The sequence below is a fragment of the Pelagibius sp. 7325 genome (genome assembly GCF_037652055.1).
In the GTDB taxonomy this organism is placed as follows: Bacteria; Pseudomonadota; Alphaproteobacteria; order Kiloniellales; family Kiloniellaceae; genus Pelagibius.
In genome coordinates, this window is record NZ_JBBKAH010000008.1 from 128646 (window position 1) to 151537 (window position 22892).

Genomic DNA, 22892 nt, shown 5'->3' on the forward strand with positions numbered 1-22892 from the left:
GGGGTAACGGCGGTGCGCCGCGGCATTGAACAGGAACGGGGCAACAGGGCAGGGGCAGATGGCAGTCAATCTTGCGAAGGTCGCCAAGGACCGCGGCATCAAGTATTTCCTGATTTCTTTCACCGATCTGTTCGGCGTCATGCGTGCCAAGCTGGTGCCGGTCGAGGCGATCAACGGCATGGCCAAGACCGGCGCGGGCTTCGCCGGCTTCGCGACCTGGCTGGATATGACGCCGGCGAACTCGGACATGTTCGCGGTGCCCGATCCGGAGAGCCTGATCCAGCTGCCGTGGAAGCCGGAGGTCGGCTGGCTCGCCGCCGATCCCTGGATGGACGGCAAGGAAGTCGCGCACGCGCCGCGCAACGTGCTCAAGACTGTATCCAGGACGGCGGCAGCCAAGGGCTACGAGATGAAGACCGGCGTCGAGTGCGAGTACTTCCTCATCCTGCCCGACGCCACTGCGATTTCCGATGCCGCCGACACCCAGGCGAAACCCTGTTACGACCAGCAAGCGCTGATGCGGCGCTACGAACTGATCACCGAGATCTGCGACTGCATGCTGGCGCTGGGCTGGGGGCCGTACCAGAACGACCATGAGGATGCCAACGGCCAGTTCGAGATGAACTGGGAGTACGACAATGCCCTGAAGACCGCCGACCGCCAGGCTTTCTTCAAATACATGGTGAAGGCGCTGGCCGAGAAGCACGGCCTGCGCGCCACCTTCATGCCGAAGCCCTTCGCCAATCTGACCGGCAATGGCTGCCACATGCACGTTTCCCTGTGGTCGACCAAGAGCGGCGAGAACCTCTTCGAGGACAAGAAGGATTCGCACGGTCTCTCGACGCTGGGCTACCAGTTCATCGCCGGAGTGATGAACGCTGCCGAGGGGCTGTGCGCCATCACCAACCCGACCGTGAACTCCTACAAGCGCATCAATGCGCCGGTGACGACTTCCGGGGCCACCTGGTCGCCCAACACCGTCACCTACAGTGGCAACAACCGTACCCACATGATCCGCATCCCCGATGCGGGGCGTTTCGAGTTCCGCCTCGCCGACGGCGCGGCCAATCCCTACCTCATGCCGGCGGCCGTGCTGGGCGCCGGCCTGGAAGGCATCGCCGGCAAGCGCGATCCGGGCAAGCGCCTCGACATCAACATGTATACCGAGGGCCACAAGGCCAAGGGCGCCAAGCGGCTGCCGCTCAACCTGCTGGATGCCCTGCGCGCCCTGGAAAAGTCCAAGGTCCTGGAGGATGTCCTGGGGACGGAACTGGTCGCTGCCTTCGTGAAGCTGAAGATGGAGGAGTGGCGCGACTACAGCCGTCACCTGACCGAGTGGGAACGCCAGAATACCTTGGATTGCTGATCTTTTTGCGATGCAGCAAAGGCGACCGCTCCGGGGGCGTGGCCGAAACTAGCGATTTCGGGGTATTGACTTCTACCTTCGATCAACCCGACCCTTGTCTTATCGCAACTCGTGGGGGGTGTCGTGGCGATCGTATCCAGGCGGATCGAAGGCTCATTCGACCGGGCGTTGTTCGATTTCGTCGCCGCCAGCGAAGGTTTCGTCCCGCGGGTCTACAGTGACCCGCGCGGCCTTCCCACCCTGGGGTTGGGTTTTACGATGCTGGACAGCACCCCGGGCTGGCCGCCGCGGGATTCCCTCGATCGCGACCTGGCCGGCATCGGCATCCGCCTCACGCCGCAGGACCGCATCCGGCTGACGGCGGTTGGCGAGGCGTTGTCGTGCCATGACGTGGCGGCGGCGCGACGGCTGGTCAGCCCCTGGATACCGGGCGAAGACCCACAGGCGCGCAACGGCTTTAGCTTTCTGATCGACCGCGCGCAGGCGCAGGCGCTGTTCGAACTGGCACGCCCCGACGTCGAGGCCGTATTGCAGCGCAAGCTGGGCCGCGAACTGCTCGCCACCCTTGCCGGATCGCGCGAACTGGTGGCGTTGTTCTCCCTGGCCTACTGCAACCCCGCGCTCATCGGCCCCAAGCTGTGCAGCGCGCTGCAGCGCGGCGCCCGGGGCGAGGCGTGGTTCGAAATCCGTTTCGGCTCCAACCGCCAACGCCACCACCGGGTGCAGGCTCGGCGTGACCAGGAAGCGGCGATGTTCGGGCTGACCAACGAGGCGACACCGAGCGCGGCGGAGCGGGACGCCCTCCTGGAGCTGCTGAGCGACCGGCAGCCGCACATCAAGCGCTACCTGGAAGAACTGGGCCTGCCGCGCGCGGAGGTGAAGCGGACGGTGGCGATCCTGTGGAATGGTGCGGGCCTGCCGACGCCCCCCTGTGCGCTGCCTGGCCCGGGGGAGGCGCCGGCCGCGGCCGGCCGCGTGCGTCCCGCCGCCGCGCAGCCGGAACTCCACGGGCCGCAGCCGTCGATCATCGGCCCGTTTCTGCTGGATTGCTGAGACTTACGGCCTTGGCCTCCGGCGGGAACAGCGCCGGCCCTGGTCATCCAATGACGATGGCGAGAGTTCGTTAACGAATTTCCGTCAGATTTCATTGAGTTAGCTGCGACGAACAGGAAGTGGATCGGATGTCGCGTGTCACCTCTGTGGGTCCGGAATCGTTTCACGACGTTTGGGGCTATTGTGCGGTCATAGGGACCCGGGAGCTCATGTGGAGCGGCTACAGGATCCCTGCGCCGGATAGCGTCGCCGATCTCGCTGACTATATGGCAGGGATAAGCCGGGGGCTGTCGCTGGAGACGCCACGCAGCCGGCGGGTCTTCGCCGACGGCGCCATCTGCTGGCTCGCCAACGAGCTGGTCGAGGTGACCTACCGCACGATCAACGAGATCGCGCGCGACACCGACGACGTGGACAGCGTCGAGCGCATGGCGACCGCGCTGTCGCAGATCGCGCAGCAGCGTTTCTTCATCGTGCGGCTGGGACGCGATCACGACCGGCAGCCTCTCACCGCCAGCGTCGAAGCCATCGATGTGACCTCGCCGGAAGATGCGCGTGACTACATCATGCACCATCCGCTCGTGCTCGCCTTGGAGGCCGAGGGCATTCGGCGCCTGCGCGCCCGCGAGCAGATGTTGGCATTGGAGCCCGAGTCCGCCCTCTTTACCTGCGAGCGGCTGCACGGCCCGGCGAACTGAGCCGCGGCCCCTTGAAAGGGCCGGCGCGACCTGTTATCTCATGACCTACCGTTGGGGTGCTCGAAAGGGCTGAGAGACGTTTGAGGCGTCAACCCAAGGAACCTGATCCGGGTAATGCCGGCGAAGGGAACGGGTCACGACATCTCCAGAAATAAGCCTGATCCGCTTTCCTTTTCCGGCCCTTTAAGAGGGGACGCGAGAGGTGGCGCAAGCACGACTGCACGTAGCCAAGGCCGGCATCGGCGGGCACGCACCGGCGATTGCCCTCACCGTTGCCGGTTCCGACAGCGGCGGCGGCGCCGGCATTCAGGCCGATCTCAAGACTTTCTCGGCGCTGGGCGTCTACGGCGCCAGCGTCATCACGGCGGTCACCGCGCAGAACACCCGCGCCGTCACCGCGGTCCACGCCATTCCCGTCGAGACCATCGCCGCGCAGCTCGACGCGGTGTTCGACGATCTCGATATCGCCGCGGTTAAAATCGGCATGCTGGGCGGACCGGAGATCATCGGCACGGTCGCCCGGAGCCTGCGCGGCTGCCGCCGGCCCATCGTGCTCGACCCGGTGATGGTCGCCAAGTCCGGCGATGCCCTGCTGCCGGAGGCTGCCGTCGCCGCACTGCGCGAGACGCTTCTGCCGCTGGCCAGTCTGCTGACACCGAACTTGCCGGAAGCGGCACGCCTGCTGGGCATCGACGAGGCGGCCACCGAAGAGGAAATGGCCGCGCAGGGACGCGCGCTGCTGGCGCTCGGCCCGCAAGCCGTGCTGATGAAGGGCGGCCACGGCAGGGGCGAGCGCTGCGTCGACCTGCTGGTGACCAGCGGTGGCGGGACGCTGCGCCTGGAAGCGCCGCGCCGCGCGACTCGCAACACCCACGGCACCGGCTGCACGCTCTCGGCCGCCATCGCGGCGGGCCTCGCCAAGGGCGCCGATCTGGCATCGGCGGTGCGCGACGCGCACGACTACCTGCAAGGTGCCATCGCCGCGGCGGACGGCCTCGCGGTCGGCTCGGGGCACGGCCCGGTGCATCACTTCCATGCGGTCTGGCATGCGGTCCGGCATGCGGTCCGGAGGTAGCGCCATGCGGGTGACGGTCATCGGCGCCGGAGTGGCCGGCCTGACCTGCGCGACAGAGCTGCTGAAGCGCGGCGCCGAGGTCACGGTGGTCGACCGCGCCTGCGACCTGGGCCCGGCGTCCTGTTCGTGGTGGGCCGGCGGCATGCTGGCACCCTGGTGCGAAGGCGAGAGCGCCGAAGACGAGGTCGTGCGCCTGGGCGAGGCGGCGGCGGACTGGTGGGCACAGCACGCCGGCGGCGTGACGCGGCGCGGCACCCTGGTGCTGGCGCCGGCCCGCGACAGCGGCGAACTGAAGCGCTTTGCCAGGCGCACGACGCAGCACGAGGCGGTGGATGCGGCAATGATCGGCGAGCTGGAACCCGACCTGGCCGGCCGTTTCCGCCAGGGCCTGTTGTTTTCCGGAGAAGCCCACCTCGATCCGCGCGCGGCAACCGCGGCGCTGGCCGAGCGTCTTGCCGCCGGCGGTGCCGTCCTGCGTTTCGGCACCGACGCCCGCCACGCCCCGCAAGGAGACGTCACCGTCGACTGCCGCGGCCTTGCCGCGCGGCCCGCGCTTCCCGAACTGCGCGGCGTGCGCGGCGAGATGCTGGTGCTGCGCTGCCGCGCGCTCGCGATCAGCCGTACCGTCCGCCTGCTGCATCCCCGCATTCCCGTCTACCTCGTGCCGCGAGGCGTAGGGATCTACATGCTGGGCGCCACGATGATCGAGAGTGCCTCGCGCTCGCCGGTCTCGGCGCGTTCGCTGATGGAACTGCTGAACGCCGCTTACGCGCTGCACCCGGCTTTCGGCGAGGCCGAGGTGATGGAGATCGGCGTCGACGCGCGGCCGGCTTTTCCTGACAACCTGCCGCGCGCCTGGCGCGACGGCGACACCGTCCATGTGAACGGACTCTACCGCCACGGCTTCCTGCTGGCCCCGGCGATGGCGCGGCGCGCCGCCGCGCTGGTCTTTGGCGAACAAGCCGACGGCGAGAACGAGGAGGGGCGCGATGCGCATCGTCTTGAACGGCAAACCCTGTGATGTGGCGCGCGAGCGTCTCGACGCGGTGCTGGAGGAACTCGGCTACCAGGGCGACACGGTGGCGACGGCGGTGAACGGCGCCTTCGTCGGCCGCCGTGTGCGTGGCGAGACGACGCTCGGCGAGGGCGACCAGTTGGAAGTGATCGCCCCGATGCAGGGAGGATGACGGCATGACCGCTTTCTACGGTGTCGAGTTGAGCAACCGGCTGATGCTGGGCACCGCGCAATACCCTTCACCGGCAATCCTCGCCGAGGCGGTGCGCGCCGCCGGGGTCGACGTGGTCACGGTGTCGCTGCGCCGCGAGTCGGCCGAGCGCCGTGACGGCCAGGCCTTCTGGGACCTGATCCGCGCGCTCGGCGTGCGCGTGCTGCCCAACACCGCCGGCTGCCACAGCGTGAAAGAGGCGGTCACCACCGCCGAAATGGCGCGCGAGGTCTTCGGCACGCCCTGGGTGAAGCTGGAGGTGATCGGCGAGCACGACAGCCTGCAGCCCGATCTTTTCGGCCTGGTGGAGGCGGCTGAGATCCTCTCGGCCGAAGGCTTCCAGGTGTTTCCCTACACGACCGAAGACCTCGTCGCGGCCGGGCGCCTGCTGGATGCGGGCTGCGAGGTGCTGATGCCCTGGGGGGCGCCGATCGGCTCGGGCCTGGGCTTGAACAACCTCTATGGCCTGCGCAGCCTGCGCGCCCATTTTCCCGATGTGCCGCTGGTCATCGACGCCGGCGTCGGCCTGCCGTCCCACGCCGCGGCAGCCATGGAACTGGGCTACGACGCGGTGCTGCTGAACACCGCGGTCGCCAAGGCAGGCGATCCCGTCGCCATGGCAGCGGCGTTCTCGCAGGCGATCGCGGCGGGCCGCGCCGCCTTCGAGGCCGACCCGATGGAGCCGCGCGACATGGCGGCACCCTCGACACCGGTCATCGGCAAGGCGTTCTTGGGGTGAAGGGGAAGGGAATGTCTTTGGGTCTCTTGAAGGTTCGCACCGCGAGAACGGTCACTCAGGCCGTCATCCCCGGGTCAAGCCCGAGGATGACGGTTGGGGTGGGTTGCGCGCGCCCTGCGCACCCTGCGCAGCGGGCGGAGGCGAAACGATGACGCTCGATCCCTTCTACCCGATCGTCGACGGCAGCGACTGGCTGCGCCGTCTCCTACCGCTGGGCGTGAAGCTGGTGCAGTTGCGCGTGAAGGAACGCAGCGACGAAGAAACGCGTCGGGAGATCCGCGCGGCCAAGGCGCTCTGCGACGCGGCGGACTGCCAGCTCATCGTGAACGACTATTGGCGGATCGCCATCGACGAAGGCTGCGACTATGTCCACCTGGGGCAGGAGGATCTCGATGGCGCCGATCTCGGCGCCATCCGACGCGCCGGCATCAAGGTGGGGATCAGCACCCATGACGACGCGGAGCTTGACCGCGCGCTGGCGCTCGGTCCCGATTATGTCGCGCTGGGGCCCGTCTATCCGACCATCCTGAAGCAGATGAAATGGGCCCCCCAGGGCCTGGACCGCGTGAGCGCGTGGAAGCGCCGCATCGGCGGCATTCCGCTGATCGCCATCGGCGGCCTGACGGTTGAGCGCGCGCCCGGCGTGCTGGCCGCCGGCGCCGACGTGGTCTCCGTCGTCACCGACATCACCTTGAACGCCGACCCGGAAGCGCGCACCCGGGCCTGGCTTGCGGCGACACGGGGCTGACTCCCCAGCAGCGCATAAGAGAGGAACAGCGAGATGCGATGGAAGGCCTTTGGGCTCACCCTCACGGCGGCACTTTTTGCCGCAGCGATGCAGACCACTCCGGCAGCGGCGGCGGACAAGCTCACCCTGGTGCTCGACTGGTTCGTCAATCCCGACCACGGACCGATCATCATCGCCCAGGAGAACGGCTATTTCGCCGACCAGGGGCTGGCGGTGGAAGTGATCGCGCCGGCCGACCCCTCCGACCCGCCGAAGCTGGTGGCCGCCGGCAAGGCCGACCTCGCAGTGTCCTACCAGCCGCAGCTGCACCTGCAGGTGCACGAGGGGCTGCCGCTGAAGCGCGTGGGCACTCTGGTGGCGACGCCGCTCAATTGCCTGCTGGTGCTGCGTGACGGCCCGGTGAAGAGCCTCGCCGACCTCAAGGGGCGCAAGGTCGGCTTCTCGGTCGCCGGCGTCGAGGAAGCGATCCTGGGTGCCATGCTGAAGCCGCACGGCCTCACCTTCGAGGACATCGAGATGGTGAACGTGAACTGGTCGCTGTCGCCCGCCCTGATGTCGCGCCAGGTCGATGCGGTGATCGGGGCCTACCGCAATTTCGAGCTGAACCAGCTCACCATCGAAGGGCTGGAGGGGCGCTGCTTCTATCCGGAAGAGGAAGGCGTGCCGACCTACGACGAGCTGATCTACATCGCCAATCCGGAGACCATGGATGCCGACGTCGTCGCCCGTTTCCTCGCCGCGACGGAGAAGGCGACGCAGTACATCGTCAACCATCCGGAGGCGAGCTGGGAGATCTTCGCCGGCACCGCCAAGGAACTGCAGGACGAGCTGAACGCCATGGCGTGGAAGGATACCGTGACGCGCTTCGCCCTGCGGCCCGCCGCGCTGGACCGCGGCCGCTATGCGCGCTTCGAGGCCTTCATGGTGGCTTCGGGGCTGGTGAGCGAGGCGCTGCCCGTCGACAGCCTGGCCGTCGAGGTCGGGGCGCCATGACCGCGCCCAACACCGCACCGGACTACGGCTCCGCCGTCTTCGCCGGCTGGCGCCGCGCCACGGCGGAGGACTGGCAGGCCTACACCCGCCACGCCTTCGTCGCGCGGATGGGCGACGGCAGCCTGCCGCGCGCTGCCTACCTGCACTACCTGGTGCAGGACTACGTCTTCCTGATTCACTTTGCGCGCGCCTGGGCGCTGGCGGTGGTGAAGGCGGGCGACCTGGAGGAGATGCGCGCGGCGGCGGCGACGGTCGACGCCCTGGTGAACCAGGAGATGACGCTGCACGTGCAGGGCTGCGCCGAGCACGGCATCTCCGAGAAGACGCTGATGGCGGCGGAGGAGGAAGTCGAGAACCTGGCCTACACGCGCTTCGTCATGGATCGCGGCCTTTCCGGCGATTTTCTCGACCTGCTGGCGGCGCTGGCGCCCTGTGTGCTGGGCTACGGCGAAATCGGGGCTTGGCTGGGCGATGCGGCGCCTCATGGAACGGACGGCGACAGGGCCTACGGCCCGTGGATCGATGCCTACGCCGCCAGCGACTATCAGGCGGTCTGTCTGACCGTCGGCCGGCTGATCGACCGCGCGGCCGCCCAGCGGCTGGGCGCCACGCCGCAGGCCTCGCCGCGCTGGGCCGATCTCTGCCGCACCTTCCGCACGGCGACCCGCCTGGAGGTCGGCTTCTGGGACATGGGACTGCGGGCGGGAAACAGGTAGATCTTTGGCGGCACAAAACGAACCCGTCATGCCGAGCCCGCGTGAGCAGGCGTCGCGCCGTCTGCGCGACGGTGTGGCCGCGGCCGCCGTCGCCCTGGCCGGCTGGCAGGCGGTCGTCTGGCTCACCGAGGTGCCGCCGTACATCCTGCCGGGTCCCGTGCGCGTCGCGACCACGCTGCTTGCGCAGTACCAGCTGATCGCGCATCACGCCGCGGTCACCGTCGCCGAGGTGCTGCTCGGCATCGCGCTGGGCACGCTGCTCGGCGGCCTGACCGCGCTTATCCTCATGATGTCGCGCATGGCGCTGCGCCTGGTGCTGCCGGTGCTGGTGTTCAGCCAGGCGGTGCCGGTCTTCGCGCTGGCGCCCCTGCTGACCCTGTGGCTTGGCTACGGCCTCGGCTCCAAGGTCGCCATGGCGGTGCTGATCATCTACTTCCCGGTCGCTTCCAGCTTCCTCGACGGACTGCGCCATACCGAGCCGGGCCTGCTGGAGATGGGGCGCAGCTTCGGCGCCACGAAGCGGCAACTGCTGCTGCGCATCCGGGTGCCGGCGGCGCTGCCGTCCTTCGGGTCCGGCCTGCGCCTGGCCGCCGTCTATGCCCCGATCGGCGCGGTCATCGGCGAGTGGGTCGGGGCTTCGCAGGGGCTCGGCTATCTCATGCTGCTGGCCAACGGGCGGGCCAAGATCGACCTGATGTTCGCCGCGCTCATCGTGCTCGCGGTGTTCACGCTGATCCTACACAAGGCCGTGGGGATCCTGGCCGACCGCCTGACCCGCCGGGCCAAGGGCCTGGCGTGAGCCGCACGCCGCTGCGGCGTCAGGGCTGCCTGGGGATCGTGGTGTTGTCCGATTCCGTATAGGACCCACCCTCACGCGCCACGATGCGCCCGTCGAGGACGTTGCCAGTGATCGTGGCGGTCGAAGTGGGAAATCGGACGTCGATGCCCAGCGTGTTCATCAGCACGTTGCCGTGAATGAGCGTGTTGGCGCTTTCGTTCAGATAGATGCCGGCATCATTGGGACAGTCGACGATGACGTTGTTGCGCGCGATGCCGTAGCGATGCTCGGGCGGGCAGGGGCCGTTCCGGCAGAACCGCAGGGCCGTGCCGCCGCCGCCGAAGGAAAAGCCGACACGGGTGTAGCCGCGGTGCTGCCACTCGCAGCGCACGATGTTCTCTTCGAAGATGTTTCCTTCGCCGCCGCCCTTGAAGAAGGCGCCGTAGCTGACGTTGTTGCCGCCGGCCTTGGCGAAGTCGGCGATGACGTTGCGGCGCACGCGCCATTCGCTGACCGAGACGATGTCGATCGGCGTGACGGGCTTGTCGGTCGCCCGCGGCCGGCTGTTGGTGAAGCTGCTGCCTTCGATCAGCCCGGCGTCGGGGTAGATCCCGTCCTGGCCGTTCACCTTCACCGCGGCGTTGAAGTCGGAAACGCGGTTGTTGCGGATCACCGTGTGCGCCGCGGCCCCAGAGACGTGGAAGGCGTGCTCGCAGCGGGTGTCGTCTGCGCAGGTGCCCTGGATGTCGAGGTTCTCGAAGGTCCAGTAGGGGACGGTGACGTGGAAGCCTTCGAGGAGATCGAAGCGCAGCAGCACGGTGCCCGATACGGCGGCCCGCAGGGTGATGCGGCCGTCTTCCCGACCCGCCGCGGTGATGCGCAGGGACGGGCCGGTGAAGTCGTAGATGCCCGGTGCGATCTGAATGGTGTGTCCCGGAAGCGCGGCGGCGATGGCGGCGCGCAGTTCCTCCGCGCTGGCAACTTCCAGGATATCCGCTGCGGCCGCGGGTGCGGCGCTCTGTGCGGCGCTCTCTGCCACCCTGGGTCCGGCGCCGAGGCTCAGCAGGGCGAAAAGGCCGGCGCCGAGGCACGAGGCCGCCAGCCGGCGGCCGTATCTCCTTGAATTCTCGTGACGGCCCTGCATGAGGCGCTTCAGGTGTTGCGCGCGTAGTCGTCTTGCAACCGCGTGATGTCGCGTTCGTCCAGGATATCGCCGAACTGTACCTCGACGATGATCAACTGCTCCGTCCCGGTATTGTGCAGGCGGTGGACCGCGCCGCAGGGAATCACCACGTAGTCGCCGGGCCCCACCGTGCTGGTCGTCTCGTCGACCGTGGCTTCGCCGCTACCCGCGACGACGACCCAGTGCTCCGAGCGGTGCTCGTGGTACTGCAAGGAAAGCCGGTGGCCCGGCTTCACCTCGACGCGCTTGGTGATGAAGGTCGGGCCGGTATCCACCACCCGCCAGTTTCCCCACGGACGTTCCTCGTACTCGCCGATCGAGTAGCGGACGGCCTGGAGCAGTTCCGGTTCCGGCTTCATGACAGGCATCCTTGCATTGAGAATGGGCGCATTATGATAGCGGCTCCGGCTGTGTGCCTGGGGTCTATGCTCGCCTGAAAGGCAGAGTAAGGTCAAAGATTTACTGGGCTCCTAACGCGCCGGCTGCTGCGCAAAAGGGGAGCCCGCCGATCCTGCGGCCGCCGCGGCGTTCCGGCACCGGCTGCTGCTGCGAGCGGGCGGGCGTAAGTAGCCTGTTAACCATAATGACGCTATCGTCACCCTGAATTGTCGCTGGCGGGGCCTCCCGCCCGTGCTGCTGGCCCGCGTGTCCTGGCAAGTCGCCGGGCCACCGCACAGGGCCAGCGCACTCGGGAGGTGCAATGCCGGCCTGCACTCGCGTGGCCGAGCAAGGGGAAGAGATGGCGGGATCAGATCACGCAGCCGGGAAGCGGCCAGGCGAGGCCTGGATCGCCGCCTATACCGGATGGGTGATCCGCTGGCGCTGGGCGGTGCTGCTGGCCTGCGTGGCGGTCGCGCTGGTCCTCGGCAGCGGCGCCCGCTTCCTGACGTTCTCCACCGACTACCGCGTCTTTTTCAGCCAGGAGAACCCGCAGCTTCAGGCCTTCGAGACCCTGCAGAAGGTCTATACGAAAGACGACAACATCCTGATCGTCCTCCAGCCGCAGCAGGGCGAGATCTTCACCGCCGCGACGCTGGGCGCGATCCGCGAACTCACCGCAGCGGCCTGGCAGCTGCCCTATTCGCGCCGGGTCGATTCCCTCACCAACTTCCAGCACAGCTATGCCGAAGGCGACGACCTGACGGTCGAGGACCTGGTGCCGGGCGATGCGGAGCTGACCGTCGCGCGGGTGGCGGCCATCCGCGAGATCGCGATGGCCGAGCCGCTGCTGGTCAACCGCCTGGTGGCCGCGGACGGCCGCGCGACGGGGGTCAACATCGCGCTGACACTGCCCGGCGAGCACCAGGACGAGGTGTTGCAGGCGATGGCGGCGGCCCGCACGATGGTCGACGCTTTCCGGGCCGATCACCCGGACATCACCGTCGCGGTCAGCGGACTCGTCGCGCTCGATGCGGCTTTCAGCGAAGCCAGCCTGGCCGACCTGACGACGCTCATCCCGATCATGTACGGCATCATCACCGTCGCGCTGCTGCTGTTCCTGCGCTCGTTGGCCGGCATGGCAGTCACCCTGCTGGTCGTCGGCCTGTCGGCCGCCTCGGCGATGGGGCTGGCGGGATGGCTCGGCATCCTGCTGACGCCGCCTTCGGCGGTGGCGCCGACCATCATCCTGACCCTGGCGGTGGCTGATTCGATCCACCTGCTGGTGACCATGCAGCACGCCATGGGGCAGGGCGCCGACCGGCGGGCGGCGATCGCCGAAAGCCTGCGGGTCAACTTCAACCCGGTCTTCCTCACCTCACTGACCACCGCGATCGGCTTTCTCAGTCTCAACTTCAGCGATGCGCCGCCGTTCCGCGACCTCGGCAACATCACCACTTTCGGCGTCATCGCCGCCTGGATCTACTCGGTGCTCTTTCTGCCGGCGTTTCTGGCCGTGGTACCGCTGCGCGCTCGGGCGCTGCCGGCGGAGCGCAGCGACACCATGGCGCGGCTGGCCGAGTTCGTGCTGCGCCGGCGCCGTCCGCTGTTCTGGGGCATGACGATGATGATCGTCGCCATGGCCCTGTGGATCCCACGCATCGAGTTGAACGACCAGTTCGTTAACTACTTCGACGACTCGATTGCCTTCCGCAGCGACACCGACTTTGCGATGGAGAACCTGTCGGGCATCTACCAGGTCGAGTTCTCGCTGCCCGCCGGAGAGGAGGGCGGCATCAGCGAGCCCGGCTACCTGAACCAGGCGGACGCCTTTGCTGGCTGGCTGCGCCAACAGCCGGGCGTCGTCCATGTGCAGAGCCTGACCGATGTCCTGCGTCGCCTGAACATGAACATGCACGGCGACGACGAGACCTGGTACCGCCTGCCGGAGGCGCGCGAGCTGGCGGCGCAATACCTGCTGCTGTTCGAGATGTCGCTGCCCTATGGCCTGGACCTCAACAACCAGATCAACGTCGACAAGTCGTCGCTGCGCATGATCGCGACGCTGGAAAACATCACCACCAGCGAGGTGCGCCGGCTGAAGGACGGCGCGGAGGCCTGGCTGGCGGCCAACATGCCGGCCTCCGCGACGGAGGCCACCGGTCCCTACGTCATGTTCGCCTATATTTCCGAGCGCAACATCCGCTCGATGCTGACCGGTACGGGCCTGGCCCTCGTGCTGATCTCGCTATCGCTCATCGTCGCGCTGCGCAGCTTCAGGATCGGCGCACTGAGCATCATCCCCAACGTGATTCCGGCGATCATGGCCTTCGGGCTTTGGGGCCTGCTGGTGGGGGAGATCGGGCTCGCGTCCTCGGTCATCGCGGCGACCAGCCTGGGTATCATCGTTGACGATTCCGTTCACTTCCTCAGCAAGTACCTGCGCGCCCGCCGGGAGCAGGGAGCGAGCCCGGAGGACGCCGTGCGCTATGCCTTTGCCACGGTGGGGCGCGCCCTCTGGGTGACCTCCGCCGTGCTGATCGCCGGCTTCGGCACCCTGGCGCTTTCCGCCTTCGAGGTGAACGAGAGTCTCGGGTTGCTGACGGCGCTGGCGATCTTCGCGGCGCTGGTCGCCGACTTCCTGCTGTTGCCGCCGCTGCTGCTGGCCATCGACAAGGAGAAGAAACATGCCGACTCGCCCAGTGTGCTGGCACATGCGGTGGACTGACGTCGCGGCTGCGGCCGCCGTGCTCGGCGTGCTGGCGGCCGGCGCGCCGGTTGGGGCCGAGACGCCCGAACTGAAAGGGCGCGCCGTTGCCGAGGAGATGGACCGTCGCGACCTGGGCTTCGGCGACAGCGCTGCCGAGGTGAAGATGGAACTGTCCAATCAGCAGGGCCAAACCAGCACGCGCGAACTGCGTATCCAGACGCTTGAGGTGCCCGAGCGCGAGGTGGGTGACAAGGCGCTGATCGTCTTTGATCACCCGCGCGACATCGAGGGCACCGCCCTGCTCAGCTTCACGAAGATCCTGGAGCCGGATGACCAATGGCTTTTCCTGCCCGCGCTGAAGCGGGTGAAGCGCATCTCGTCGGCGAACAAGTCGGGCCCCTTCGTTGGCAGCGAGTTTGCCTACGAGGACATGCTCGCGCCGGAAGTCGACAAGTACGAGTACCGCTGGCTGCGCGACGAAGCCTGCGGGGCGCTGACCTGCTTCGTCGTGGAGCGCTATCCTCTCTACGAGAACTCGGGCTATACTCGGCAGGTTACATGGATCGACCAGCAGGAATACCGGGTGCAGCGCGTCGAGTTCTATGACCGCAAGGATGCGCTGCTGAAGACGCTGACGTTCAGCGGTTATCGCCAGTATCTGGATCAGTACTGGCGCGCCGACGAGTGGTACATGGAGAACCATCAGACAGGCAAGACAACGCGTCTGACCTTTGCGGGGTGGAATTTCCGCAACGGGTTGGACGACAATGATTTCGACCCGAACCGGCTGGAGCGCCTGCGCTGACATGCGGTACCGGGGGGCATATGCCGGGGGAATGCTGCTGGCGGCGATGCTCGCCGGCGGGCCGGCCGGCGCCCAGGATCTCGCCTGGTCCAACTTCGATTTCTCCGGCTATGTCTCGGCGGAGACGCGTATCTTTCCGCAGAAACCGAAGTATGCCGAACAGGACTCGGCTATCGTCTCGCCGTCCACGGCCCTGCAGCCGGAGTTGCGCTATCGCTGGAACGGCCGCGACGACCGCATCACCTTCGTGCCCTTCCTGCGCCTCGATGCCGACGACGAGAACCGTACCCACGCCGACATCCGCGAGCTGAACTGGTATCACGCCGGCGAGGACTGGGACATGGTCCTGGGCATCGGCAAGGTGTTCTGGGGGGTCACGGAATCGCGCCACCTCGTGGACATCATCAACCAGACCGATCTGGTGGAAAGCCCCGACGAGGAGGAGAAACTGGGCCAGCCGATGGCCAACGTGAACCTGATGCGGGACTGGGGAACGCTGAGCTTCTTCGTGCTGCCGGGCTTCCGCGAACGAACGTTCCCCGACGACGATGCCCGGCTGCGCGGAGCGATGCCGATCGCTTCGGGCGACGCGACCTACGATTCCAACGCCGAGCAATGGCATGTGGACTTCGCGGCACGCTATGCGCACAGCTTCGGTAACTGGGACATCGGCCTGGCGCACTTCTACGGTACCAGCCGCGAGCCGGTCCTGCGCCCGGCCGTCAGCGACAACGGCGACATGGTGCTGCGCCCGCACTACGACATCATCAACCAGACCAGTCTGGACGCGCAGTACACCGTCGATTCCTGGCTGTTCAAGCTGGAGGCGATGACGCGCTCCGGCCAGGACGATACCTTCTTCGCCGCCGTCGGCGGTGTCGAGTACACTTTTTTCGGGGTCATGGAGAGCGATGCCGACGTCGGCCTGCTCGCCGAGTACCTGCATGACGGACGCGACGACCGCACGCCGGAAACGCCGTTCGAGAACGACGTCTTCCTGGGCACTCGGATCACGCTGAACGATATGGAGAGCACCGAACTGCTGGCCGGCGTCATTCTGGACATCGACCAGGAGGAGCGCATCTTCAGCCTGGAGTTCGAGCGCCGGCTGACCGACCGCATGAGCCTGGAGATCGAAGGCCAGATATACGACAACGTCGATGAAGACGACATCCTGGGCGGCTTCGCCAGGGACTCCTACCTCGAAATACGCCTGTCCTGGTTCTTCTGAGCGGCCTCAGATGCCGGAGGCGGCGCCGTGGCGGTGAGGCGCGCTGTCCGCGTCGGCGGCCGGTTGCATCAGCAGGTCGCTGAGCGGCCGGCGGATCGACCGGGGGTAGGCGAGGCGCCGCTTGGCGCGGCCGATGCGACCGAGGAACACCAGGTCGTCGGCACCGAGGCCGCGGCGGTTCAGTTCGTCAGCCAGCCCTTTCGCCTTCGCGCGGATCTTCTCGTCCGGGGTGAAGTCGATGTCGTGGCGCCCGTAATGCGCGAAGATTGCGGTTGCCAGGGCAGGCTGCAGGCCGAGGCCGCGCTGCTCGGCCGTCAGCCAGAAACGCTGCAACGCGCAGCCGAAGCGCAGCAGGGTCTCCGGGTCGTGGCGGCCTGCGGCGGGCGGCGTCGCGGATCTGATCGTAAAGAGCGCCGCCGAATGGACGGCGGGCAGGATATCCATCTGCAGGATGGCGGGGCCGGTCGAGCCGGGCATGGCGTTCATCCGCTCGAGCCGCCGCCAGTCGCCGAAGCCCCAGCGCATGATCTTCAATGTCATCGCATCCAGGCCGACGGCCTTGGCCGGAATCCCGGTCGGGCTGAGGTCGTGCGACCAGTCGATCACCCGGCGATGGACCTGGAAGGCCTCGCGGATGCGCAGGCGGATGTCGGTGGCCCGGGCGTTCAGGCGGGCGAGCGCCAGGCGGTCGCCGAAAGTTTCGTGCCAGTGGATCCGCAGGTCGTCGCCGAGGGCGGCGGTCAGCGCCGCCTTGTCGTCCTCGCCGAGGCGGCGGCGATGGTAGGCACCGCGATCGACGGAGCGGCTCTTCACGGCGGCGAGCAAGGGGTCGGCGGTGACGGGGCTGCGCACCATGCTGACGGCGATGCGGTGGTTCAACCCATCGCTCTCCTCGTGGGACCAGGTCAGCAGACGACCGTAGGCAGAGGCCGCGATCCGCATGGTCTCCAACAGCATGCCGCCGGACAGCAGGGTCGGCTGGCCGTCGTTGTAGTCGTAGATATCCTCGTCCGTCTGCGCGCGAAGATGGATGCGCAGGTTGTCGCCGTCCAGGATTTCGAAGCGCCAGGGCTGCGAGTTGTCGCCGCTGGGCGCCCAGCGGGCAAGATCGAGGATCCTTTCGAGCTCCGTCGCGTCCTCCGGCAGGCCGCTTTTCTGAGCGTCGGCGAGAGCCAGGGTCGCCGCGATGTGTCTTTCGACCATCTTCAGCTTCAGCCGCTGCAGCGGATTGGCGTTGCCGAGAAAAAGCCGCTGACAGACGAACTTGCCGCGGTAGACGTCGAACTGGTGGAAGTAAGGGGCGGCGCGCACGCGGCCGCGCCCCAGCAGGATCTTCACCGCTTCACCGCCGACGACCCCGGCGCAGAGCTGCACGGCGGCAGCCGAAGAGGGCCCCTTCTTTTCGACCAGGTTCAGACGGCTCGGGTCGACGAGGTAGTCGCGGTGCAGGCCCTTGGGCGTCAGGCCCAGCAGGAAGCGGGCGTACTGGGACTCTTTCGGCAGTCCCTCCATGCGGAAGTACTGCTCGAAGCTCATGCGGCCGGGCAGGAAGACGATGTAGCTGGTACCGAAGCCGATCGGCCCCGCGGTGATCGCGGGGATGCCGAGTTGCGCACAGCGGCGGAACACCTTGGCGCGGATGTCGGGAACGAAGAAGTCGAAGCCGTCGACGAAGAGATCGACGTCCTTGAGGAAGGCGTCGATGTTGGCGTCGTTGATTCCCTCCGGAAAGGCCTTGATGTCCAGCTGAGGGTTGATGTCCTCGGCCATCTGCGCCATGACGTCGACCTTGGGACGGTTGAGGCTCGAGATCGACGCGCCGGCCTGGCGATTGAAGTTCGCGAGTTCGAAGCTGTCGAGATCGGAGATGTTGAACGCACCGATCCCCATGCGGGCGAGGGTGAGCAGATGCGCTCCCCCGACGCCGCCCATCCCCGCGATGGCGACGCGCTTGGCACTCAGCGCCCGCTGTTCGTCCGCCGTTACCCAGCCGATGTTGCGGTCGAATGCCTCTTCATAGTCGAAATTGGCGCCGCTCATCGCTACGACCGTCGGTAGCTGTCTGAATGGTTGCTGACTCATTGGCGGCCGCGCTTACTTGGATTGGGCTGCCAGCTCACACTCTAGGCGATTCCAATGGCGTCCGCCATCGGTGAGAATCTCCCAGACGTCCGGCCGCTCGTCACGAACCTGCGTCAGCATGGTGCCGAGATGCAGGAAGCAGGGCTGCCGACGGCCGTGATAGTCGACCAGCGGTCCGATGTCCTGGAAGTGGATGCCCAGGCGCGCGAGCAGGCGGAGCAGCGGACGCTCCATCACCGCGCACCAGTAGATGATGCCGTGATCCAGGCTCATCTGGACCAGGCCCTCGATGAGGCCGAGCGTCATGTTGGGAATGACGCGGCGCTCGTCCTCGCGGTCCTCGGCCTCGTTGCTTTGCGGATAGAGCCAGTCGCCCTGGCGCTTGCGAAAGTCCTTGGAGATGCAAAAGCGCGAGATTTCGGCCATTTGGAGGACCGGGAAGCGCTCGGGGTCCGAGATCATCGGGTCCGAGCAGACCTCCTGCAGCGCAAAGCTGCGGGTCGTGTCTTCCGCGTTGGGCAGGATCAGGCGGACGGCACCGGCCCAGGCGCGGCTGCGCTTGTGCAGCAGCAGGCAGTGCGCGGCCCTGGCATCGTAGGCATCGCGCTCCATTCCGTCCGGATTGGCCGCCGGATCCTCGAAGGGGTTCTCGACGCAATAAACCTGGTAACGCAGACGAAAGACCTCGTCGCGCAGTTCGTGGTCGTTCTCACCGACAATGACGGTATCGAAATATTGCCGATAGAGTTCGCGGCCCGCCTGTGGCGCGATGTCATGTCGCGGCGCAGGCCGGCTGGGTCGGGCCCTAAGCGGAGAATTCTCCACCATGAGTCCGACGTCGTGGAGAGAGCCGGTCATCGCATCCCTTTCCTGCTGAATTCACTACTCAGCGGAACCCCGAGTCCCCCAACGTCGCTCCCATCTTTGCCTGGCTTCGTCTTCTCTGGACGTTGCAAGCGCTGATAGCAGCGGCACCATCGCTGATTCCAGTACTCCGTGTCACAGAAATAGCACCAAGCCTGTTAAGGCAGGGTAAACAGGGCGCGCCAATCCGGCAGCGCGGGCTATTCGTGACATGGCTGATTCAGGGCGGAAACTACCGCCATAGATTGTATCGATTGGGGCCCTGAAGTAAGGGCACGGCGCAGAGCCTTGCGCGAAGGGCACCGTGACCTGAGGCTTGGCCCGGCGATGCACGTCAGGGGCGAGGATCGAGCCGCCGCTGTGGGCCCGTCCTCGGGCCGATCTGGTTGGTCAGGCCGCGTTGCGGGCGAGATCCGCGCTGGCGAGGGCGCCATCGTCGGTGATCACGCTCCAGAACTCCGGCTGCTCTTCTTCGGCCCGCGACAGCAAAGGCGCGAGTTCGGCGTAGCACACCTGGCGCAGTCCGCGATGATCAACCAGCGGACCGGCATTGGTGAAATGCAGTCCGAAGCTGCGCAGGCGTCTCAGCAGGCTTGGTTCGGCGGCAAGGCACCAGTGGGTGATGTCGTGCTCCATGCTGAGGCGCACCAGCCCGCGGATGAGGCCGAGGGACATGTAGGGCAGCAGCTTCTCCGCCGCCACCGTCTGGGCCGCGTCGGCGTCGTAGTCGGCACGCATCTCATCGGCCGCCCGCAGCACCTCCCGCGCCGAGCGGGTGATGGCAAAGCGCGATACCTCGGCGGTGGTGCCGGCCGGCAGTCGCATGATGTCGGCCATGCTCTCCTGCGGCGCGTAGTCGGCCAGCGGCAGTCCAGCGAACCAGGCGGGGGTCGCCGCCGGTTGGATGAGGCGGACCGTGCCGATGGAGAGCCCGGTCATGCGCTCGCGAAGCAGGCAATGGAGAGCCTGGTCGTCATAGCTGTCCTGTTCCATGCCCTGCGGGCAGGCGTCGGCGCTCTCGAAGCCACGGTCCAGGCAATAGACCTGGTAGCGCAGGCGAAAGGCGTCGCGAATGTCCTTGCTGGTGGTGGCGGGGGCCTCGCTGAACGTCTGGTCGAAACGGCGCAGGAGATCGAGGCGGGCGGAAGAGGGTCGGGCGCTCGCTGCGTCGTCTGAACGGCTCAGGGAGAGGGCGGAGGCGGGAAGGGAAGCGCGCAGCGTCCCTGGCGATGGTAAAGTTCCCATAGTTCTCCGATTAGGTTACGCGTCGGTGTTGAGGGTGATGACTGCGCAGAACAGTCGCGAGAGGAAGGGTCTCAGACAGGCAAGAAGAATTGGTTAACGAGAAAGGCCTAATCCGGACGTCTAAGTAAAAGACCCAGTTTTGCCACAATGCTCGAAAGCGGGGTCGAAAACGGACGTTCGGACGGGAGACGGCCTTTGCAAGAACCGGCAGGGCAAGGGGAATTATTCTTGAATTACAAGCACTTAATCGGCTTCCGCGTACTGCGTGTCGTGCGGACACTGTTTCCCCCGGAGTCCCCCTGAGCTTTCGATCTTCAGCGATTCGGTAGTAATTCGCAACTCGAAAGCATTAACCATTTAACCCTGCGGACTCGCGAGAGACTTGTGACATTTTGTGGATTTGCTGGGGCTATTCTGTAACCACGGACAAAGACAAGTTAATGATGTCATCAAGACTTTGATTTTTAAGAAATCAACACTCGGAGCCGTAGAATAGACAATAGGCTTGGTGAATATCGCCAAATCTTTTTCGCCGCTGGATTGCGAGCGCTGACAGTACTCGCTGCCGCCGGAAGCCGTTGCGGAAGTAGCAAGGGCCGTCGACTATTGTCCCGAGAGGGCGGCGTAGACGGGCGCGTAGCGGGCGGCACTTGCAGCCCAACTGCGCTCTTCTTCGACGAGACGGCGCCCGCGCGCCCGCACGGCCGGCCATTGTGGGCGTCTGTCGAAGAGATCGATCAGCGCCTGGACGAGGCCGGCGGTGTCGTCGGCCGGAAACAGGAAGCCCGTGGCGCCGGGCTCGATGAGCTCGCGGTGGCCGCCGACGTCGGAGGCCAGCACGAGCTTGCCCTGGGCCATGGCTTCGAGCGGCTTCAGCGGGGTCACCAGATCGGTGAGCCGCATGCGGTGGCGCGGGTAGACCAGCACGTCGACCAGGCCGTAGTAGCGCTTGACGTCTTCATGGGGGACACGGCCCGTGAAGATGGCGCGGCCGTCCAGCCCGAGGCTTTGGGCGAGGGCGCGCAGGTTGTCCTGCTGCGGTCCGCCGCCGACCATCAGCAGCTTCAGCTCCGGGATGCGGTCCTTGAGCCGCGCTGCCGCCTCGATCAACAGTTCAAGTCCCTCATAGGCATAGAAGGAGCCGATGAAGCCGATCGTCGCGCCCTCCGTGAGGCCGTAGCGTCCGGCGAGCGCCGCATCGCGCGGCGGCACATCGCGAAAGTCGTCCATGTCGACCGCGTTAGGGACGACGGTCACCTTGCCGGCGGGAATGCCTCGATCGACGATGTCGTTCCGCAGCCCCTCGCAGATCGTGACGGCGGCATCGGCCCGGCGCAGCAGATAGGTCTCCAGCCCCCTGGTTGCCCGGTAGCGCGCGCCCCAGGCGCGCACCTTGTGCAGGTCGACGGCGGCGTCTTCCCAGAAGGCGCGGATCTCGTAGACCAGCGGGATGCCATGACGGCGTGCGGCGCGAAGCGCCGGCAGGCCGTTCAGGACCGGGGAGTGTGCGTGCAGGATGTCCGGGCGGAGATCCCGGATGATGCCGTCCAGGCGCGCCTGCGTCGCCCGCATCTGGCGCCAGTCACGGGCGAAGGGAAGGCGATCGGAAGGATGCGCGGCCAGGGGCGTGCGGTAGAAGTGCCAGCCGTCGACCGTCTCCTCCGCCCCGCGGGTTTCCGGGTGGCGGGGGGTCGTCAGGTGGAAGGTCTGCCAGCCGCGTGCCCGCTGGGCACGCAGGATGCCGAGGGTGCGGAAGACGTAGCCGCTCTGCTGCGGCAGGGAATGATCCAGAACGTGAAGAATGCGCATTGCCGGGCCAACTGACTGCATGACGGGCCTTGCCAGGGCCATCAGGAGCGGGGCCGACGCATGCGGCGCGTTGGGCTTGGCGGCAAGACTGCAGCGACCATATCACACCCGCTTTCCCCCGAGCGCGCGAAACTTGAGGTTATCCGCCGCGGCTGCGGCCGGTCCCTGGGGCGGTCAGGACAGCGTCGGGGGGACGCTCAGGAAAGGGCCGGGGTGGCGAGACCGCCCATGCCGAACCAGGAGACCAGGTCTTTCACGTCGACCTGGTGGTGCTTCGGCAGGCTGCTGCGGATTTCCTTCAGACGCTGCTTGATCCCCTCCGGGACCTCGCGGCGCGCCGGGCTCTTCACGGCCACCATGAAGGGAGCCAGGAAGGTGGCATAGACGCGGGCGCGGCCGTCGAGGTAGGTCCGCGCCGCATGGCGGAAGTCATCGACGGTGAAGGCGGCGTTCAGCGAATAGAGATAGTCGAGCGTGAACAGCTCAGGCTGGCGGTCGGCATACTGATAGGCGAAATACTCGATGGACTTCTTTGCCTTCAGGCGGCCGAAATCGACCACGTAGACACCGCCGCCCGGCCGCAGGACCCGGCCGATTTCGGAGAAAGTATTGTTCAGGGTGTCGACGCCGGGCAGGTGATGCAGGGCGACGGTCGAATAGACCGCGTCGGCGCTGGCATCCGCCAGGAAATCCAGCCGCGACATGTCGGACTTCTGGAAGCGGACGTTGGTCAGGCCCTGGTCGGCGACGTGGGCGCGGGCGCGATCGAGCATCTCGTCGGAGAAGTCGACGCCCAGGAACTGGGTGTCCGGATTAAGGCGGGCGATCATGCCCAGCTGGGTGGCCGGTCCGCAGCCGAGGTCGACCACGGTATCGCCCGGCTTCACGATCTCGCAGACCTGGGCAGTGTGATAGAGGTAGACCGGCGCCATGACGCCGTCCTCGCGGCCGGCCCGGGTGAAGGCCGCGACCTTGGCGGGATCGTCCATCACGAGGTCAGGTTCCGGCACCCGCGGCACCTGGTGGCGGGTAACGACCTCTCGCAGAAGCGTCTTGAGAACAGGAATGCTTGGCATGGCCTTCAGAGCCTAGAAAACCACAGTATAAATTTGGTTAACGACCTGGCAAGTCCAGTGACAATTCGGCGGCTGCCCCGGCGAAGGGGGGCGGGATCTGCCTGGGGCGAGGCCTGC

At 66.8% G+C, this 22892-nt stretch carries 21 protein-coding genes and 1 riboswitch; of the genes, 14 read left to right on the top strand and 7 right to left on the bottom strand.

Annotated elements, in window-relative coordinates:
* Positions 1-58 precede the first annotated feature (58 nt).
* The 11 genes from glnT (at position 59) to WDC82_RS17980 (ending at position 9413) form a co-directional block, all read left to right on the top strand.
* Positions 59-1366, top strand: a complete 1308-nt coding sequence (gene glnT / locus WDC82_RS17930) for a type III glutamate--ammonia ligase (protein WP_340118748.1) — start codon at positions 59-61, stop codon at positions 1364-1366.
* A 123-nt stretch (positions 1367-1489) separates the two neighbouring features.
* Positions 1490-2419, top strand: a complete 930-nt coding sequence (locus WDC82_RS17935) for a hypothetical protein (RefSeq protein WP_340118749.1) — start codon at positions 1490-1492, stop codon at positions 2417-2419.
* Between the two features lie 266 nt (positions 2420-2685).
* On the top strand, positions 2686-3117 hold the full coding sequence (locus WDC82_RS17940; protein WP_340118750.1) for a hypothetical protein: 432 nt from the start codon (positions 2686-2688) through the stop codon (positions 3115-3117).
* A gap of 42 nt (positions 3118-3159) precedes the next feature.
* Positions 3160-3263: riboswitch (TPP riboswitch) on the top strand.
* 56 nt (positions 3264-3319) lie between these two features.
* Positions 3320-4192, top strand: coding sequence for a bifunctional hydroxymethylpyrimidine kinase/phosphomethylpyrimidine kinase (thiD, locus tag WDC82_RS17945; RefSeq protein ID WP_340118751.1), 873 nt, complete (start codon positions 3320-3322; stop codon positions 4190-4192).
* Between the two features lie 4 nt (positions 4193-4196).
* Positions 4197-5213, top strand: a complete 1017-nt coding sequence (locus WDC82_RS17950) for an FAD-dependent oxidoreductase (RefSeq protein ID WP_340118752.1) — start codon at positions 4197-4199, stop codon at positions 5211-5213.
* Complete coding sequence (gene thiS, locus WDC82_RS17955) at positions 5182-5379, top strand: sulfur carrier protein ThiS (protein WP_340118753.1); 198 nt, start codon at positions 5182-5184, stop codon at positions 5377-5379. Before WDC82_RS17950 ends, thiS begins: the two co-directional genes overlap by 32 nt.
* Positions 5380-5383: 4 nt before the next feature.
* On the top strand, positions 5384-6157 hold the full coding sequence (locus WDC82_RS17960; RefSeq protein ID WP_340118754.1) for a thiazole synthase: 774 nt from the start codon (positions 5384-5386) through the stop codon (positions 6155-6157).
* Positions 6158-6305: 148 nt separating this feature from the next.
* The gene (locus WDC82_RS17965) at positions 6306-6905 is read left to right on the top strand and encodes a thiamine phosphate synthase (protein ID WP_340118755.1); all 600 of its coding nucleotides are present in this window, start codon (positions 6306-6308) and stop codon (positions 6903-6905) included.
* Positions 6906-6938: 33 nt separating this feature from the next.
* Entirely contained in the window at positions 6939-7898 is a 960-nt protein-coding gene (locus WDC82_RS17970; protein ID WP_340118756.1) for an ABC transporter substrate-binding protein, read from the top strand.
* Positions 7895-8614 carry a TenA family protein gene (locus tag WDC82_RS17975; protein ID WP_340118757.1) on the top strand — a complete coding sequence of 240 codons (720 nt, stop codon included), beginning with the start codon at positions 7895-7897 and terminating at the stop codon, positions 8612-8614. The genes WDC82_RS17970 and WDC82_RS17975 overlap by 4 nt, the downstream gene beginning before the upstream one ends.
* Before the next feature lie 28 nt (positions 8615-8642).
* Entirely contained in the window at positions 8643-9413 is a 771-nt protein-coding gene (locus WDC82_RS17980) for an ABC transporter permease (protein WP_340118758.1), read from the top strand.
* A gap of 19 nt (positions 9414-9432) precedes the next feature.
* Here WDC82_RS17980 and WDC82_RS17985 read toward each other — a convergent pair whose 3' ends face one another.
* Together WDC82_RS17985 and WDC82_RS17990 are read right to left on the bottom strand one after the other, a co-directional pair.
* Positions 9433-10536: a right-handed parallel beta-helix repeat-containing protein gene (locus tag WDC82_RS17985; protein ID WP_340118759.1), complete on the bottom strand. Its 1104-nt coding sequence runs from the start codon at positions 10534-10536 to the stop codon at positions 9433-9435.
* A gap of 8 nt (positions 10537-10544) precedes the next feature.
* Positions 10545-10934, bottom strand: coding sequence for a phosphomannose isomerase type II C-terminal cupin domain (locus WDC82_RS17990; RefSeq protein WP_340118760.1), 390 nt, complete (start codon positions 10932-10934; stop codon positions 10545-10547).
* A gap of 380 nt (positions 10935-11314) precedes the next feature.
* On the opposite strand from WDC82_RS17990, the gene WDC82_RS17995 reads away from it, so the two are divergent.
* The 3 genes from WDC82_RS17995 to WDC82_RS18005 are packed head-to-tail and all read left to right on the top strand — an operon-like array spanning position 11315 to position 15699.
* Entirely contained in the window at positions 11315-13681 is a 2367-nt protein-coding gene (locus tag WDC82_RS17995; protein ID WP_340118761.1) for an MMPL family transporter, read from the top strand.
* Complete coding sequence (locus WDC82_RS18000) at positions 13668-14468, top strand: outer membrane lipoprotein-sorting protein (protein WP_340118762.1); 801 nt, start codon at positions 13668-13670, stop codon at positions 14466-14468. Before WDC82_RS17995 ends, WDC82_RS18000 begins: the two co-directional genes overlap by 14 nt.
* 31 nt (positions 14469-14499) lie before the next feature.
* On the top strand, positions 14500-15699 hold the full coding sequence (locus WDC82_RS18005) for a hypothetical protein (protein ID WP_340118763.1): 1200 nt from the start codon (positions 14500-14502) through the stop codon (positions 15697-15699).
* 6 nt (positions 15700-15705) lie between these two features.
* Here WDC82_RS18005 and WDC82_RS18010 read toward each other — a convergent pair whose 3' ends face one another.
* From WDC82_RS18010 to WDC82_RS18030, 5 genes are all read right to left on the bottom strand, one after another.
* Entirely contained in the window at positions 15706-17739 is a 2034-nt protein-coding gene (locus tag WDC82_RS18010; protein WP_340118764.1) for a ThiF family adenylyltransferase, read from the bottom strand.
* Between the two features lie 54 nt (positions 17740-17793).
* Entirely contained in the window at positions 17794-18639 is an 846-nt protein-coding gene (locus WDC82_RS18015) for a PEP-CTERM/exosortase system-associated acyltransferase (RefSeq protein WP_340118765.1), read from the bottom strand.
* A gap of 396 nt (positions 18640-19035) precedes the next feature.
* Positions 19036-19890: a PEP-CTERM/exosortase system-associated acyltransferase gene (locus WDC82_RS18020; protein WP_340118766.1), complete on the bottom strand. Its 855-nt coding sequence runs from the start codon at positions 19888-19890 to the stop codon at positions 19036-19038.
* A gap of 603 nt (positions 19891-20493) precedes the next feature.
* A complete protein-coding gene (locus WDC82_RS18025; protein WP_340118767.1) occupies positions 20494-21699 on the bottom strand; it encodes a TIGR04063 family PEP-CTERM/XrtA system glycosyltransferase in 1206 nt (401 codons plus the stop codon).
* 197 nt (positions 21700-21896) lie between these two features.
* Positions 21897-22775 carry a class I SAM-dependent methyltransferase gene (locus WDC82_RS18030; protein WP_340118768.1) on the bottom strand — a complete coding sequence of 293 codons (879 nt, stop codon included), beginning with the start codon at positions 22773-22775 and terminating at the stop codon, positions 21897-21899.
* Positions 22776-22892 lie beyond the last annotated feature (117 nt).

Excerpts from the sequence above, each read along its gene's own strand:
- WDC82_RS17970 (WP_340118756.1), top strand. The coding sequence starts at position 6,939 with ATGCGATGGAAGGCCTTTGGGCTCACCCTCACGGCGGCACTTTTTGCC.
- WDC82_RS17975 (WP_340118757.1), top strand. The coding sequence starts at position 7,895 with ATGACCGCGCCCAACACCGCACCGGACTACGGCTCCGCCGTCTTCGCC.
- WDC82_RS18025 (WP_340118767.1), bottom strand. The coding sequence starts at position 21,699 with ATGCGCATTCTTCACGTTCTGGATCATTCCCTGCCGCAGCAGAGCGGC.
- WDC82_RS17965 (WP_340118755.1), top strand. The coding sequence starts at position 6,306 with ATGACGCTCGATCCCTTCTACCCGATCGTCGACGGCAGCGACTGGCTG.
- WDC82_RS17960 (WP_340118754.1), top strand. The coding sequence starts at position 5,384 with ATGACCGCTTTCTACGGTGTCGAGTTGAGCAACCGGCTGATGCTGGGC.
- WDC82_RS18030 (WP_340118768.1), bottom strand. The coding sequence starts at position 22,775 with ATGCCAAGCATTCCTGTTCTCAAGACGCTTCTGCGAGAGGTCGTTACC.
- thiS (WP_340118753.1), top strand. The coding sequence starts at position 5,182 with ATGCGCATCGTCTTGAACGGCAAACCCTGTGATGTGGCGCGCGAGCGT.
- WDC82_RS17985 (WP_340118759.1), bottom strand. The coding sequence starts at position 10,536 with ATGCAGGGCCGTCACGAGAATTCAAGGAGATACGGCCGCCGGCTGGCG.
- WDC82_RS18005 (WP_340118763.1), top strand. The coding sequence starts at position 14,500 with ATGCTGCTGGCGGCGATGCTCGCCGGCGGGCCGGCCGGCGCCCAGGAT.
- WDC82_RS18020 (WP_340118766.1), bottom strand. The coding sequence starts at position 19,890 with ATGGGAACTTTACCATCGCCAGGGACGCTGCGCGCTTCCCTTCCCGCC.
- WDC82_RS18015 (WP_340118765.1), bottom strand. The coding sequence starts at position 18,639 with ATGACCGGCTCTCTCCACGACGTCGGACTCATGGTGGAGAATTCTCCG.
- WDC82_RS17995 (WP_340118761.1), top strand. The coding sequence starts at position 11,315 with ATGGCGGGATCAGATCACGCAGCCGGGAAGCGGCCAGGCGAGGCCTGG.
- WDC82_RS18010 (WP_340118764.1), bottom strand. The coding sequence starts at position 17,739 with ATGAGCGGCGCCAATTTCGACTATGAAGAGGCATTCGACCGCAACATC.
- WDC82_RS17950 (WP_340118752.1), top strand. The coding sequence starts at position 4,197 with ATGCGGGTGACGGTCATCGGCGCCGGAGTGGCCGGCCTGACCTGCGCG.
- WDC82_RS17940 (WP_340118750.1), top strand. The coding sequence starts at position 2,686 with ATGGCAGGGATAAGCCGGGGGCTGTCGCTGGAGACGCCACGCAGCCGG.
- WDC82_RS17990 (WP_340118760.1), bottom strand. The coding sequence starts at position 10,934 with ATGAAGCCGGAACCGGAACTGCTCCAGGCCGTCCGCTACTCGATCGGC.
- WDC82_RS18000 (WP_340118762.1), top strand. The coding sequence starts at position 13,668 with ATGCGGTGGACTGACGTCGCGGCTGCGGCCGCCGTGCTCGGCGTGCTG.
- WDC82_RS17980 (WP_340118758.1), top strand. The coding sequence starts at position 8,643 with ATGCCGAGCCCGCGTGAGCAGGCGTCGCGCCGTCTGCGCGACGGTGTG.
- glnT (WP_340118748.1), top strand. The coding sequence starts at position 59 with ATGGCAGTCAATCTTGCGAAGGTCGCCAAGGACCGCGGCATCAAGTAT.